Source organism: Dactylosporangium siamense, assembly GCF_016862795.1.
In the GTDB taxonomy this organism is placed as follows: Bacteria; Actinomycetota; Actinomycetes; order Mycobacteriales; family Micromonosporaceae; genus Dactylosporangium; species Dactylosporangium siamense.
Map to the genome: position 1 here is coordinate 1 of NZ_BONQ01000015.1, position 14,295 is coordinate 14,295.

A 14,295-nucleotide genomic window follows, 5' to 3' on the forward strand; every position below is an offset into this window, starting at 1 on the left:
CCGATCCAGCCGGCGGACCCGCTTGGCCGGGTGCGCCGACTCCCCGGTCATCGCCGCCCCGCATCGTGGTCGAAGTCGTCGTGGTCGCAGTCGAGGAATCCCGACACGATCCGGTGGAACTGGGCCGGCCGCTCCTCCTGCAGGTGGTGGGCGGCGCGGTCCATCACGTGCACATTGCCGCGCGGGACCATCCTCGCCAGCATCAGCGGGTAGTCCGGCGTGAGGAACGCGTCGTGCATCCCCCAGCAGAACAGCACCGGAGCCTGGATCCGGCCGAGCTCCGCGGTCAGGTCCTGCCATTCGCCGCGCGGCTCGTCGCTGGCACCGGCCAGCTCGCGCTCCCGAGGGTCGAGGCTCTGCTCATACCGCATCGTGACGGTCCCGTCCGGCACCGCGTCGGGGTCGAACCATTCCAGGCTCGCGATGAGGTGCCGCATCTTGTCCCAGGTCGGTCCGCCCTCACCGTAGTAGGCGTTGCGGGCGTTGCGGCCGCGACGGCCACGCTCCGGCAGCGGCGCGGTCGGTCCGTAGAAGACCGGCATGGAGCCGGTGACGACGAGCGAGCGGACCCGCTCGGGATAGTTCGCCGCCAGGCACAGCGCGATCGTGCCGCCCCACGAGTTGCACACGAAGTCGGCGCGCGCGATATCCAGAGCGTCCAGAAGCGCGACCGTCTTCGTCGCGTGGTGGTCCCACATCGGCCCGGTGATCCGGCTCATGTCGGAGCGGCCGTACTGCAGCAGGTCCACCAGCAGGCAACGGCGCTGCGCGGCGAACAGCGGGGCGACGGGCCCGAAGTCGCTCCAGGCGGTGCAGCCAGGGCCGCCCCCGTGCAGGAACACCGTCGGCGTGCCGTCGCCCAGGTCGTGGTAGTGGAATCGGGTCCCGTCGGCGTCGACGAAGCGACCGGGTGGCGCGGGCTGACTGTCCATGCCGTCATGGTGGCGAGGTGGGCCGGGCCGGGACACGAACTCGGTCCGGTGGCCGGACCCCCCGGTTCACTCGAAGAAGGCGTCCCAGGCGGCCTCGTCGTAGGCCATGTGCTGGCAGCTGACGAGGCGGCCGCCGGCGACCTCGAAGACCACCGCCTGGGCCACGTCGAGCGTCCGGCCGTCCGGCCGGCTCGCCCGCGCGCGGGTGAGCGCGACGGCGTGCCGGTCGCTGCCCAGGAAGTCGACCGGGTGGGCCGCGTAGTCGCCGGCGGTCCAGGTCATGATCTGCTGGAAGTTGGCCAGCACCGCGTCGAGGCCCACGGTCTCGCCCGACGCCGGGCCGTGCCCGCCGACCCGCCAGACGATGTCGGCGGCGAACAGCGCCCGGATCGTGGCCAGGTCGCCGGACTCGAAGGCCGCGAAGGCCCGCCGGACGAGGTCCGCGTTCGGATGTTCCATCGGCGCAGCGTGCCGGGCACCGGCCGGACCGGCACGCCGGTCGGTCCGCCCAGCGGACCGCGGCGCGCGCCGGCCGGGGGCGGGCGCGCGCCGGGTGCCGGCCGGTCGGCGGCTACAGGGCGTCGGTCTTGAGGTAGGTCTTGCCGTCGCGGGTCTCGAACTTCACGTCGAGGGGCTGGGCGATCTGCTGGTCCCACGGCACCCACTTGTCGACGTTGGACTTGTCGATGCGCGGCATGGTGACGTGGATTTCCTTGGCGGGCGCCGGTTGGCCGTCGACGGCCTGCTGCGCGAGCTGGACCATCATCTTCGCGTAGGCGACCGGCACGACGCTCCAGGTCGCGAGGAGCTTGCCGCCCTTGACGAACTCGACCTCGACCGGGTTGGCGTTGAGGCTGACGACCTTCGGGTTGAAGCTGCCGCCGAGGGCGCTCACCGCCCCGACGGCGGCGAGGGTGTTCCAGGCGAAGAGCCCGTGGACCGAGCCGCCGTGGCGCTGCTTGAACTGCTCGGCGAAACCGCGGGCCTCCGCGTCGGTGTTCTGCGTCATGAACTTGGTGTCGAGCACCTGCATCCCGGCGGCCTTGGCGCCGTCGTCGAAGCCCTGCTTGCGGGTGATCAGGAGGTCGGCGATCTGCTCGCCCTGGATGGCGACCGCCGGGCCGCCGCCGTTCTCGGCGAGATACTTCGCCGCGGCCTGCGACGCCTCGAAGTTGTCGGTGACGAGGTTGACGAAGTACTCGCCGCTGTTGCTCTTGCCCTCCTGCACGATGATCGGGATCTTCTTGTCCCGGGCGCGCTGGAAGGCCGGCTGCAGGCCGTTGGTGTCGATCGGCGCGACCAGCAGGACGTTGACGCCGCGCTGGATGAGGCTGTCGATGTCGGAGAGCTGCTGGTTGGGGTTGAAGTTGGCGTCGGCGACGTAGACCTCGCCGCCGCGGTCCTTCACGTGCTTCTCGACGGTCTTGATCATCGCTTCGAAGGTGGGTTCGCGGGCGATGGCCACGGAGTATCCGACGATGAGCTTCTTCGCGCCGGCGCCGCTGGAGGCGGTGCCGGACGGACTGACGGGTTCCGCGGCGCAGCCGGCGGCACCGGCCGCGAGGGCCAGGCCGATGGCGAGCAGGGTTCGGCGACTGGTTCGCACGTGGGCTCCTCTGGGGGTGGTCCGGGATCAGGTGGTGGTGGTGCGGCTGCGGCGTTTGCGCAGCAGATCGGCGAGCACCGCGAGGACCAGCACGACGCCGGTGGCGACGCCCTCCCAGAACGGTGAGATGCCGGCGGAGCCGAGGCCGTTGTCGAGCACGCCGAGGAACAGCGTGCCGAGCAGCGTGCCGAGCATCGTGCCGACGCCGCCCATGAAGCTCGTGCCGCCGAGCAGCACGGCGGCGGCCACGGTCAGCTCGATGCCGACGGCCGCGCTCGGCGACGCCGCGCTGAGCCGGATCGACAGCATCACCCCGGCCACGGCCGACATCGCCGCCGTGATCGCGTAGACGGAGGCGCGGACCGCGCTCACGTTGATGCCCGCGAGCCGGGCCGCCTCCGGGTTGCCGCCGACGGCGTAGATCATGCGGCCGTATCCGGTGTACCGCAGCACCAGCGTCCCGACGAGGAAGACGCCCAGCGCGACGAGGACCTGCGCGGGCACGCCGAACACGGAGGCCTCGCCCATCCGCCGGATGGTCTCGTCGCCGTAGAGGCTGATCGTGTTGCCGCGGTCGGTGAGCAGCTTGCCGAGGTTGGTGAAGACGTAGGAGGTGCCGATCGTGACGACGAAGAAGTTGAGGCCCAGCCCCGCGATCAGCCCGCCGTTGACGAGCAGGCCGAGCGCCGTGCCGAGGACGACGACGACGGGCACCGCGAGCCACGGCGACAACCCGGCGTCGGTGACGAGCCGGCCGAACAGCATGGTCGTCAGCACGACGGTGCCGCCGACGGACAGGTCGACGCCGCCGGTCAGCAGCACGAAGGTCATGCCGACGGCGAGCACGAGCAGCACCGCGTTGGTCTCCAGGACGAGCAGCAGGTTGCTCATCGTGCCGAAGTACGGCTGGGTGACGCGCAGGACGACGACGAGCAGCAGCAGGACGGAGCCGACGCCGGCGTAGGAGGCGATCGCCTGCCGCAGCCGGGCCAGCTGTTTGCCGGTCGGCCGGGGCAGCCGGTTGTTCTCGCCCGGGTCGCTGGCCTGGTGGGACCGTGGTGCGTCGGTGTGGTGGACGGTCATCTGGGTCAGGTCACCTTTCCCCCGGCGGACAGCAACGCGATCCGCTCTTCGGTGGCGCGGGAGCGGGGCAGTTCACCGGCGACGGCACCGTCGTGCAGGACCAGCACCCGGTCGCACAGGCCGATCAGTTCGAGCAGGTCGGAGGAGGCGATGAGCACCCCGATCCCGCCGGTGACGAGCTCGCCGATGAAGGTGTAGATCTCGTGCTTGGCGCCGACGTCGACGCCGCGGGTCGGCTCGTCGAGCAGCAGGATCCGCGGGTGCCGGGCCACCGCCTTGGCCAGCAGCACCTTCTGCTGGTTGCCGCCGGAGAGGTGACTTACCGGCGCCTCGATGTCCCGGCAGCGGATCTTGAACCGGTTGACCGCCCGGTTGGCCCGCAGGTCGCGGAGGTGCCGGTCGGTGCGCCCGAACGTGGAGAGCCAGACGATCGCCAGGTTGTCGGCGATGCCGGCGTCCAGGTGCAGGCCCTGGGCACGCCGGTCCTCGGGCACGAACCCGATGCCGGCCCGCATCGCCGACCTCGGCGAGCCGGACTCGACCTCGGTGCCCGCGACCGTGACGAACCCCTGCTCCCGGGGCCGGACGCCGGCGATGGACTCCAGCAGCTCGGAGCGGCCGGCGCCGACCAGGCCGGCGAGGCCGACCACCTCACCGGCGTGCACGGTGAGGTCGACCGGCGCCGGGGTGCGGTCGTTGACCAGGCTCGACACGACCAGTGCCGGCCGGCCGACGCGGACCTTCGGTTTGGCGTAGAGGTCGCGCAGGGACCGGCCCACCATGGCCGAGCTGATCCGCTCGTCGTCCAGCTCGTCGCGGCCGAGCTCGGCCACCAGGCGGCCGTCGCGCAGGACGACGGCCCGGTGCGCGAGCCGGCGGATCTCCCGCAGCCGGTGGGTGATGAAGACGGTCGCCACGCCCTCGTCGGCGAGCGCGGTGACGATGGTGAACAGCCGCTCCGGGTTCGGCAGCCGGGTGGTCGCCTCGTCCAGGATCAGCACCCGCGGGCGGGTGGCGATCGCCTTGGCGACCTCGACGAGCTCCCGGTCGCCCTGGCGCAGCGCGCTGAACGGGGTCAGCGGGTCCAGGTCGAGGCCGACCCTGCGCAGGTGCGGGGTGGCCGCCGCGACCGCGTCGCGGCGCCGGGCGAGGGCGGCCGGCCGGGTGAAGCGCGGCAGCACGACGTTCTCCGCGACGCTCATCGCCGGCACGCAGGTGAGCTCCTGGGTGACCATGGCGATGCCGGCCCGCAGCGCGTCGCGGGGGCTGCCGAAGCGCGCCGGCCGGCCGCCGACGGTCAGCCGGCCGGTGTCGGGGCGCACGGCCCCGGCCAGGATCCGGGCGAGGGTCGACTTGCCCGAGCCGTTCTCGCCCGCGAGGGCGACGATCTCCCCGGGGACGACGGTGAGGTCGGCCCCGTCCAGGGCGCGTACCGCGCCGAACTGCTTGCCGATGCCGGCGGCCACGACGACCGGGGCCGGCGCCACCAGCGGCAGCAGCACGGTCTCCCCGTCGGAGCTCTGGTCCATATGCTGCCTTCCGAGCCGGTTGTGTCTTTGCGTGACGCTCGTCACGAGAACGTGCGTCGTTCGTACCATGCCACCGCCGCTGACTCAAGGACTCGTGACGGTCGTCAGAGAATCGTTGTGTACCGGGGGCGGGGCTGTTAGCGTCTCACTATGTCCTGACGGCCGTCACGAAAGCATCAAGATGACTGACTTGATCGGCGTAGTCCCCGACCGGGCCGCCCCGGATGCCGCCGCGGTGCTGCGCATCGAACAGTTCAAGCGCGTGATGGGCCGCTACCCGACCGGCGTCGTGGTCCTCGCGACCACCGTCGACGGCGAGCCGCACGGCATGGCGGTGAACTCGTTCACGTCGCTCTCGCTCGACCCGATGCTGGTGCTCTTCTGCGTCGACCGGGCCTCCACGACCTGGCCGCACGTGCGCCGGGCGGGCCGCTTCGCGGTCAGCGTCCTCGGTGCCGGGCAGCAGGAGGTGTGCCGCACCTTCGCCCGCCGGGGCGCCGACCGGTTCAACGGGGTCGGCTGGAGCGCCAACCACTCCGGCCAGCCGGTGCTGCACGAGGCCGTCGCCTGGCTCGACTGCGTCACCACCGCCATCCACCCCGGCGGCGACCACCTCATCGTGGTCGCCGAGGTGCTCCGGGCCGAGGACCGCGACGGCGGCGCGCCGCTCGTCTTCCACCGGGGCCGCCTCAGCGCCCTCACGGAAGCCGCCTGACATCGGTCCGCCGGGCCATCCGCTCAGCCACCCCGCAAGGAGAGCCATGTCCACCACGACCACCCCGGTGCCGCCCCGCTGGCACACCGAGCCCCGGACCGTCGACGTGCACGGTGTCCCGGTCGCCTACCGGCGGGCCGGGACCGGGCCGCCGACGCTGTTTCTGCACGGGCACTGGCTCACCCGGCGCTGGCTGCCGTTCCACGAGCAGCTCAGCGAGCGGGCCGACGTCATCGCGCCGGAGCTGCCGGGATTCGGCGCCACGCCGGCCGCCCCGTGGATCCGCGACCGCACCGACCTGGTGCTGTTCCTGCGCGACCTGCTCGACGCCCTCGGCACGGACAGGGTCCACGTCGCCGGCTACGGCCTCGGCGGCTGGATCGCCGCCGACCTCGCCTGCCACTTCCCGGAGCGGGTGGCCCGGCTGAGCCTGCTCGCCCCGTTCGGCCTGCGGGTGCCCGAGCAGCCGATCGCCGACATCTTCGCCATGAACCCGGCCGACTACGCCGATCGCTACTTCAACGCCGCGGCCGACGGCTTCGACGACTGTGTCCCCGGCGTCGGCACCGCCGACCTCGGCGGCGTCGAGGAGTTCGCGCACCGCTACGGCGAGCTCGGCGCGGCCGGGGCGCTGATCTGGACCCGCCGCTACGACCTGGCCCTCGAGTGGCGGCTGCCCTGGCTGCGGGAGCGGGGACTGCCGGCCCGGGTGGTGACCGGCGAGCTGGACCGGATCGTGCCGGCCGGCCATCCGCGGCGGTGGGCCGAACTGCTCGGCGCCGACCTCGTCACGGTCGCCGGCATCGGCCACGCGCTGCTCCTGCAGGCGCCGAAGGCCACCGCCGACGCCGTCATCCCCGCCCCTGCCCCCGTCGAGGAGCACCAGTCGTGAACCGTCTCGAGTTCTACATGTTCCACTTGATGCCCTACCCGTTCATCCCGCCCGGCGAGGACCTGGAGTCGACCTGGGTCACGCTGCCCAACACGCACTTCGACGCCCGCACCGCCCACAAGCTCTACCTGGAGTACATGGACCAGCTCGTCTCCTGCGAGCGGCTGGGCTACGACGGCATCATCGTCAACGAGCACCACCAGAACGCCTTCGGCACCATCGCGGCGCCGAACGTCTGGGCCGCCTATCTCGCCGCCCGGACCAGCCGCATCCGCATCGGCATCGTCGGCAACGCGCTCCCGCTCCACCTCAACCCGCTGCGGGTCGCGGAGGAGATCGCGATGGTCGACATCATCTCCGGCGGGCGGATCATCTCCGGGCACGTGCGCGGCATGGGTGCGGAGTACCACTCGTCCGGCCAGAACCCGACGGTGTCCAAGGCCCGGTTCTGGGAGGCGCACGACCTGATCCTCAAGGCGTGGACCAGCGACGGCCCGTTCACCTGGCAGGGCGAGCACTACGACATCGAGCACGCCAACATCTGGCCCAAGCCGCTGCAGCGGCCGCACCCGCCGATCTGGCTGCCGGGCACCGGGTCGGCCGACACGATCGACGAGGCCGCGAGGCGGCGCATCCCCTACATGCAGACGACGACGTCGAACCACGTGACGAAGAAGTCGTTCGAGACCTACCGGCGGGTGTGCGAGGAGAAGTACGGCTACGAGGCCGCGCCCACGCAGCTGGCCCGGGTCGTGCCGACCTACGTGGCGGAGACCGACGCCCAGGCCCGCCGCGAGTTCATGCCGCACGTCATGTGGTTCTTCCGGACCGGGCTGCGCATCCCCATGCACCACCTGATGCCCCCCGGCTACAACACCGCGGAGTCCTTCCTGCGCGGGATGAAGGGCCGGATGGCGGCCGGCGTGAAGGACTTCTGGAACCTCAGCTACGACGAGCTGATCGACCTCGGGTACATCATCGTCGGCTCACCGCAGACCGTCGCGGAGAAGTACGCGGAGCAGCAGGAACAGTACGGTCTGGGTGCGATGATCAGTGCCGGGGGCCACCTCGGTTCGATGCCGCACTGGATGGTCATGAAGAACATGCAGATCATGGCCGAGGAGGTCATGCCGCACTTCCGCGAGCAGGGCCGGCCGGTGTGGGCCGACACCCGGCCCGCCGGCGCGACGACGGTGTCCGAGCACGCCGCCACGGTCGGCCGGCCCCCGATCGAGCCGGTGCTGCGCCTGGACAACGGCAAGGACCTGCCGGCGCGCACCGGCCACATCCCGGAGGTCCTCGCCGAGACCCTCGGACAGGCCCTCGGACCATCCCTTGGACAGGACTGACCATGCTCGTATGGCTCCCGCCGGACCTCGCGCCGGCCGACCTCGGCCCGCTGCCGGAGACCGTCCGGCCGGCCGGCTTCGGCACCGGCGACCCGGCCGGGGTCGAGGTCGTCGTGCTGGCCCCGCCGCAGCGCGGCGACTTCGCCGCCCGGCTGCCCGAGCTGACCGGGCTGCGCCTGGTGCAGACCCTCAACGCCGGGATCGACTGGGTGCCGGCGCTGCCGGCGGGAGTCACGCTGTGCAACTCCGGCGACGTGCACAGCGGGCCCGTCGCCGAGTGGATCGTCGGGGTGATCCTCGCGATGCGCCGGCGGCTGGTCGACTTCGCCCGCCGCAGCGACTGGGACGGCGCCGCGAACACCGCCTTCTCCGCCGCCGCGGGCACCGACGACCTGGCGGACGCGACCGTCCTCGTGGTCGGCTACGGCTCGATCGGCCGCGCCCTGCACGCGCGGCTGACCCCCTTCGGCGCGCACGTCGTCGGGGTCCGGCGCGGCGGCCCGGACACCCTCGCCGACCTGCCCGCGCTGCTGCCGGCGGCGGACGTCGTCGTGCTGCTCGTCCCGCAGACGGCACAGACCACGGGCCTCGTCGACGCCGCCTTCCTCGCCCGGATGCGACCCGGGGCGCTGCTGGTCAACGCCGCCCGCGGTGGTCTCGTCGACACCGCGGCGCTGCTGGCCGCGGTCCGGGCCGGTCACGTCCGGGCCGCGCTCGACGTCACCGACCCCGAGCCGCTCCCGGCCGGTCATCCGCTCTGGGCCGAGCCCGGGGTGCTCGTCACCCCGCACACCGCCGGCTCGGTCAGCCGCTGGCGGCAGCGGGCGGCTCGGCTGGTCGGCGCGCAGCTGCGCCGCTACGCGGCCGGCGAACCGTTGGATCACCGGCGCGAGGCCGGCTACTAACGCTCTCGATCGAAGGACACGCACATGGAGATAGGCGTCTACGTCCCCAGCGGGGTGCCGGGAGTCACCGGCCGCACGGTGCTCGACTGGGCGAGGCAGGCCGACCGCGGCCCGTTCTCCTCCGTCGCGGTCGCCGACCGGTTGCGGTACGGCAACCTCGAACAGCTCACCACCCTCGCCGCGGTCGCCGCGGTGACCGAGCGGGTCCGGATCGTGGCCGGCATCGCCCTGGCGCCGCTGCGTCCGGGCGTGCTCTGGGCGAAGGAGGTCGCGACCGTCGCCGCCTACGCGCCGGGCCGGCTCACGCTCGGCGTCGGCATCGGCGGGCGGGCCCAGGACTACGAGTGCGCGGGCGTGCCGTGGTCGCGGCGCGGCACCATCCTCGACGAGCACCTGGAGACCCTCGACGGCCTGCGCGGGCACACCGACGAGCAGCAGCTCGGCCCGGCGCTCGGCGCCGTTGAGATCCTCGTCGGCGGGGCGTCGGCGCCGGCCCTGCGGCGGCTGACCCGGCACGGCGACGGCTACCTCGGCGGCGGGCTCACCCCAGAGATCTTCGGCGCCGAGGCGTTCGCGTGCACGCTCGCCTGGCGGGCGGCCGGCCGGCCCGGCCGCCCCCGGCTGGTCGCGTCGTGCTGGTATGCGTCGAGCACCGACGTCGAGGACGCCGCCAGCGACTTCCTGCGCTCCTACCTGTGGCAGGGTGGCCCGCCCGCGTTCGTCAACAGCGGCATCGCGCGCGGCGACGACGGGATCCGTGCGGCCGTCGAGCAGTACCGCGACCAGGGCGCCGACGAGCTGATCTTCTTCCCGTGCGGCAGCGACGTCGCCGAGCTGGACTGGCTGGCCGAGCGGGTGCCCGGCCTGCCCGACCCGCCCCGCGGCGAGCCGCGCCCGCCGGCCGTGCCGCCGGCCTTCGACCCGGCCGCGACCGTGCCCGGCACCAACGGCGTCGTCGTCGGCGCCGGCGCGCCGGCGCGCGCATGACGTCCTACGGGTACTGCCCGACCGTCCACGGGCAGCTGCACTACGCGGAGAGCGGCGCGGGCCCGGCGGTGCTGCTGCTGCACCAGACGCCCCGCTCCCACGACGAGTACCGCGACGTGCTGCCGATCCTCGCCGGCGCCGGGTTCCGCGCCATCGCCATGGACACCCGCGGCTTCGGCCGCTCGGCGGCACCGCCGGCGGCGGCGACGATCGAGGACTACGCCGACGGCGTCACGGCCCTGCTCGACGCCCTCGGCCTCGACCGCGTGCACCTGGTCGGTCACCACACCGGCGGCGTCGTCGCCGTCGAGGTGGCCGCCCGGTGGCCGGACCGGGTCGACCGGCTGGTGCTGTCCTCCACGCCCTACCTGGACGCGGAGGCCCGGGCCGCGCGGGCCGGCCGGCCCCCGATCGACGACGGGCCGCTGAGTCCCGACGGCGCCCACCTGGCGCAGCTGTGGCAGCGCCGGCAGGCGTTCTACCCCGCCGGGCGGCCCGACCTGCTGGCGAGGTTCGTGCGCGACGCGCTCGCGGCCTCCTCGCTCGAGGACGGCCACCGGGCCGTCTCCCGGTACCGCATGGAGGAGCGCCTCCCCGCGGTGCGCGCCCGGACGCTGCTCATCGGGGCCGACGCCGACCCGTACGCGTTCGTGGACCTGGAGCGGATGCGCGCCGCCCTGCCGGCCGCCGCGTGCGTCGTGCTCGCCGGCGGCGGCGTGCCGCTGCCCGACCAGATGCCGGCCGAGTTCGCCGCGGCGGTGCTCGGCTTCCTGCCCACCCCCAACGCTGAGGAGCTCGCATGAAGGCCGTCCGGCTGCACGCGTTCGGCGCCGACCCGGTGCTCGACGAGGTCGCCGACCCCGATCCCGCGGCGGGGGAGACGCTGGTGCGCATCACCGCCGCGGCCGCCGGGCACCTCGACCGCACCATCATCGCCGGTGACTTCCTCGACCCGCCGCCGCTGCCCTACGTGCCCGGCGTCGAGGGTGCCGGCGTGGTCGTGTCGTCGGGGCGGCACCCGGCCGGCACCGCGGTCTGGGTGCGTGGCGGCGGGCTCGGCGTGAGCCGCGCCGGGACCTGGGCCGAGCTCGTGGCCGTGCCCGACGACGCCGTGCACCCGATGCCGGACGGCTGCGACCCGAGGCTGGCCGCCTGCTTCTTCACCGCCGTCACCACCGCCCACGTGGCCCTGACCGACGTGGCCGGGCTGCGGGCCGGTGAGCGGGTCGCCGTCACCGGCGCCGCCGGCTCGGTCGGCGCCGTCGTCGTGCAGCTGGCCGCGGCCGCCGGTGCCGCCTCCATCACCGGGCTGGTGAGCGACGCCGGCCGCGCCGCTCAGGTGCCCCCGCCGGGCCGGGCGGTGATCGGCACCGACCCCGGCGACGTCGACCTGCTCATCGACACGATGGGCGGCCCGGACCTGCCGGCGATCCTGCGGCACGTGGTGCCCGGCGGCCGGGCGGTGCTCGTCGGCTACGTGTCCGGCACCCGGCTGGAGCTGGACCTGTCCCAGGACCTCATCCAGCGCGACGTCACGCTGCTGCCGGTGAACATGCTCCGGCGGCAGGTCAGCGCCCGCGCGGCGGCCCGGGGGCTGCTGGAGCGCCTCAGCCGCGGCGACCTGCGCCTGCCGGTCACCGAGTTCCCCCTCGCCGACGTTGCGCCGGCCATGCGGGCCCTCGCCGCGGGCGAGATCCACGGCCGCCTGGTCCTGCTGCCCTAGGCACCTTCCGGCCCGAGCAGCGCGGCCATCCGCCGGGCGGCGTGCGGGGAGACCCGCACGCCCTCGGCCCGCATCTCCCGCACGCCGGGCACGGCCGACAGCAGCGGCGCGACGAGCGCGCCGAAGGTGGTCGGCCGGAACGCGCACCCGGTGCACATCCCGGTGAACCGCACCGTCACCCCGTCCTCGCCGGCGGCGGTGACCTCGACCGCGCCCGCGTGCGCCGCGAGGCGCCGGTTCACCGCCGCCACCGCGCCGGCCAGTGCGTCAGTCACCGTAGAGCTCCCGCCGTTTCGCCGCGATGTCGATGCCCAGGTAGAACTTGAACGACCTGGCGCCGAGGTCCTCGGCCTGCTCGCGCATGCTGTCCAGCGCGAAGTCGACGCCGCGGTGCATCGGGTCGACACCGCCGCAGAACAGCACCCGGTCGGGATAGGCGGCGGCGAAGTCGTAGTTGCGCCGGACCGGCGCCCAGAAGTCGACGAACCAGTCGAACACCGGGACGGTCTGGGCCATCGCCATGTCGACCGGCGACCGGACGAACACCAGGTCGTACATCTCCTCGACGCCGGTGCGCCCGGCCCAGTCGGTGGTGACACCGTGCAGCGGCCGCAGCGCGTCGCCGACGCCGACGACCAGGTCGCGGGCGTGCCGGGCGTTGACCGGGCCGGGGGCCAGGTCGTCGTCGCTCATCGCGTGCAGGTGCACCACCGAGTCGAAGACGAAAAGGTCGTCGATCACCGCGGTCGTCCTCCGCCGCCGGTGAGCCCGGCGGCCAGGAGAAGTCGCCGGCGGCTCAACGCTTTCGGTGGCTGCTGCACGAGGTCCTCGCATTCATCGGGACATGGACATGGTTCACGGTATGGACCGAACGGCTCGGCCCGGGTGCGGGCCGCCGCGCACGATGACGGCACGCCCGGCGAGCCGCCGGGTCATCGCCATCGCAGGAGGTTCCATGCGCAAAGCGTTCGTCGCGGCAGCCGTCGCGGCACTCGGGTCCGCACTGCTGCCCGCGACCGCGGCACACGCCTCGACCCACGTCACCTACTACGAGACGGCGGGAAGCGTCATCTTCGTGCCGGCGTGCACGCCGACGCCGGCCGACCCGACCTGCGACCCGCGCGGCGCGGGCAGCTGGTTCAGCTCGACCGGACCGCTGAGCCTCACCCAGGGCGGCGCCGCGGTGGGTTCGGTGAGCACGTACTGCCTCACCACCCGCAAGGTCGGTGCCGACTACTACGGCACCTGCACCGACGTCCTGTACACCCCGGCCGGCACCTTCGAGGCGACCGGCGAGATCAACGAGAGCGCGCTGGAACGGTTCGTGCCGCAGCAGCTGCCGCTCACCAACGGCCACACCGGAACCCTTACCGTGCAACAGGTCACCTACCCCGACGTCTTCGTCCTGACCGTCGACGCGAACTGACGTCCACGCCGCGGCCGCCGGCATCCTCATCGTCGGCCGGGTCGCGGACAGCGGTCCAATACCTGCGACCGCGGGCGGTGATAGGCCACCGGTTATCACCGCCCGCGGCCGCGCCGGGAGACCCGATGGTTGAACCGAACATCCGGCTGCTGCGGTACTTCCTCGCGGTGGCCGAGGAGCTCAACGTCGGCCGCGCCGCGCGCCGGCTCTACGTGTCCCAGCCGGCGCTCAGCCAGCAGCTGCGCCGGCTGGAGCACGACCTCGGCGTGGAGCTGTTCCACCGCTCCAGCCGCGGGATGCGCCTGACGGAGTCGGGCGCCGTGCTGCTGCCGGTCGCCGAGGAGGTGGTGCGCGCCGCCGACCGCCTCATCGCCACCGCGGGCGCCCGGCCGGGCCGGCGGGGGCTCGTCGTCGGCTTCGTCGGCAACGGTCTCGGGCACCTCAACGCGGCCGTCCGCGACGACTACGCCCGCCGGATGCCGCGCGTGGACCTGCTGCTGCGTCAGGTCGAGGTGCAGGACCAGCTGGAGTCCCTGCGCTCCGGCCAGGTCGACGTCGCGCTGGCCCGGCTGCCGGTGCGGGAGACCGACCTCACCGTGGTGCCGTTCTTCGCCGAGCCGCGCCTGGTGTGCCTGCCCGCGGCCCACCGGCTCGCCGGGCGGTGCCACGTCGACGTGGACGCCCTGGCCGGCGAGGTCTTCCTGGCGGTGCCGGAGCGCTCGCCGCGGCACTGGCGGGAGTTCTGGCTGGCGCAGCCGCGCCCGGGCGGCGCCCCGGTGCGGCTGGGACCGTCGTTCGGCACCGCGGAGGAGGCCCTGCAGCTCGTCGCCGCGGGCCACGGCGTGCTGCTGGTGGCGGCCACGTTCCGGGACGGGTACTCGCGTGAGGAGCTGCGGTTCGTGCCGGTGCGTGGCCTGGCGCCGTCGCGGGTGGCCCTGGCCTGGCGAGGTGAGCAGCCGCCGCCCGGTGGACGGGAGCTGCTCACCACCTTGCGGTCGGTCGCCGCCCGCACGGAGCGCGGCGGCGCCGCGGCGTTCGCGGCACTCGGCTGCGAGCACGGCGACGGTGCGGCCGAGCACCGCGACGGCTCACCGGGTGCGGCGACCGGGGCCCGGTCCGCCTGATGGACCGGTGCGCTCAGCGGCACC

Annotated in this window: 16 protein-coding genes; 9 read left to right on the forward strand and 7 right to left on the reverse strand. The window is 73.7% G+C overall.

All coding sequences use genetic code 11. From position 1 onward, the window contains the following. Positions 1-47 precede the first annotated feature (47 nt). The 5 genes from Dsi01nite_RS03105 to Dsi01nite_RS03125 all read right to left on the reverse strand — a co-directional run bounded on the left by Dsi01nite_RS03105 (position 48) and on the right by Dsi01nite_RS03125 (position 5,150). Entirely contained in the window at positions 48-932 is an 885-nt protein-coding gene (locus Dsi01nite_RS03105) for an alpha/beta fold hydrolase (RefSeq protein WP_203844456.1), read from the reverse strand. A 66-nt stretch (positions 933-998) separates the two neighbouring features. Continuing rightward, positions 999-1,391, reverse strand: a complete 393-nt coding sequence (locus tag Dsi01nite_RS03110) for a nuclear transport factor 2 family protein (protein ID WP_203844457.1) — start codon at positions 1,389-1,391, stop codon at positions 999-1,001. A gap of 112 nt (positions 1,392-1,503) precedes the next feature. Continuing rightward, positions 1,504-2,538 carry a sugar ABC transporter substrate-binding protein gene (locus Dsi01nite_RS03115; RefSeq protein ID WP_203844458.1) on the reverse strand — a complete coding sequence of 345 codons (1,035 nt, stop codon included), beginning with the start codon at positions 2,536-2,538 and terminating at the stop codon, positions 1,504-1,506. Positions 2,539-2,565: 27 nt separating this feature from the next. After that, entirely contained in the window at positions 2,566-3,621 is a 1,056-nt protein-coding gene (locus tag Dsi01nite_RS03120) for an ABC transporter permease (protein WP_203844459.1), read from the reverse strand. A 5-nt stretch (positions 3,622-3,626) separates the two neighbouring features. Beyond that, complete coding sequence (locus Dsi01nite_RS03125; RefSeq protein WP_203844460.1) at positions 3,627-5,150, reverse strand: sugar ABC transporter ATP-binding protein; 1,524 nt, start codon at positions 5,148-5,150, stop codon at positions 3,627-3,629. A gap of 181 nt (positions 5,151-5,331) precedes the next feature. On the opposite strand from Dsi01nite_RS03125, the gene Dsi01nite_RS03130 reads away from it, so the two are divergent. Genes Dsi01nite_RS03130 through Dsi01nite_RS03160 form a run of 7 tightly spaced genes read left to right on the forward strand, consistent with a single transcriptional unit; the run spans position 5,332 to position 11,721 of the window. Beyond that, positions 5,332-5,865 (forward strand): flavin reductase family protein, encoded by a 534-nt coding sequence (locus Dsi01nite_RS03130; protein ID WP_239135647.1) that lies wholly within the window; start codon positions 5,332-5,334, stop codon positions 5,863-5,865. 46 nt (positions 5,866-5,911) lie between these two features. Continuing rightward, positions 5,912-6,757, forward strand: coding sequence for an alpha/beta fold hydrolase (locus Dsi01nite_RS03135; protein ID WP_203844461.1), 846 nt, complete (start codon positions 5,912-5,914; stop codon positions 6,755-6,757). Next, entirely contained in the window at positions 6,754-8,106 is a 1,353-nt protein-coding gene (locus Dsi01nite_RS03140) for an LLM class flavin-dependent oxidoreductase (protein WP_203844462.1), read from the forward strand. The genes Dsi01nite_RS03135 and Dsi01nite_RS03140 overlap by 4 nt, the downstream gene beginning before the upstream one ends. 2 nt (positions 8,107-8,108) lie before the next feature. Next, the gene (locus Dsi01nite_RS03145; protein WP_203844463.1) at positions 8,109-9,011 is read left to right on the forward strand and encodes an NAD(P)-dependent oxidoreductase; all 903 of its coding nucleotides are present in this window, start codon (positions 8,109-8,111) and stop codon (positions 9,009-9,011) included. Between the two features lie 24 nt (positions 9,012-9,035). After that, complete coding sequence (locus tag Dsi01nite_RS03150; RefSeq protein ID WP_203844464.1) at positions 9,036-9,998, forward strand: LLM class flavin-dependent oxidoreductase; 963 nt, start codon at positions 9,036-9,038, stop codon at positions 9,996-9,998. Next, positions 9,995-10,801, forward strand: a complete 807-nt coding sequence (locus tag Dsi01nite_RS03155; protein ID WP_203844465.1) for an alpha/beta fold hydrolase — start codon at positions 9,995-9,997, stop codon at positions 10,799-10,801. Before Dsi01nite_RS03150 ends, Dsi01nite_RS03155 begins: the two co-directional genes overlap by 4 nt. After that, positions 10,798-11,721, forward strand: a complete 924-nt coding sequence (locus Dsi01nite_RS03160) for a quinone oxidoreductase family protein (RefSeq protein WP_203844466.1) — start codon at positions 10,798-10,800, stop codon at positions 11,719-11,721. The genes Dsi01nite_RS03155 and Dsi01nite_RS03160 overlap by 4 nt, the downstream gene beginning before the upstream one ends. Here the strand turns inward: Dsi01nite_RS03160 and Dsi01nite_RS03165 are convergent. Both Dsi01nite_RS03165 and Dsi01nite_RS03170 read right to left on the reverse strand, forming a co-directional pair. Then, positions 11,718-11,996: a NifU family protein gene (locus Dsi01nite_RS03165; RefSeq protein ID WP_203844467.1), complete on the reverse strand. Its 279-nt coding sequence runs from the start codon at positions 11,994-11,996 to the stop codon at positions 11,718-11,720. The genes Dsi01nite_RS03160 and Dsi01nite_RS03165 overlap by 4 nt on opposite strands. Next, on the reverse strand, positions 11,989-12,462 hold the full coding sequence (locus Dsi01nite_RS03170) for an amidohydrolase family protein (RefSeq protein WP_203844468.1): 474 nt from the start codon (positions 12,460-12,462) through the stop codon (positions 11,989-11,991). Before Dsi01nite_RS03170 ends, Dsi01nite_RS03165 begins: the two co-directional genes overlap by 8 nt. 214 nt (positions 12,463-12,676) lie before the next feature. On the opposite strand from Dsi01nite_RS03170, the gene Dsi01nite_RS03175 reads away from it, so the two are divergent. Together Dsi01nite_RS03175 and Dsi01nite_RS03180 are read left to right on the forward strand one after the other, a co-directional pair. Then, entirely contained in the window at positions 12,677-13,147 is a 471-nt protein-coding gene (locus tag Dsi01nite_RS03175; RefSeq protein WP_203844469.1) for a hypothetical protein, read from the forward strand. Positions 13,148-13,272: 125 nt separating this feature from the next. After that, positions 13,273-14,271, forward strand: a complete 999-nt coding sequence (locus tag Dsi01nite_RS03180) for a LysR family transcriptional regulator (protein WP_203844470.1) — start codon at positions 13,273-13,275, stop codon at positions 14,269-14,271. Positions 14,272-14,295: the final 24 nt, after the last annotated feature.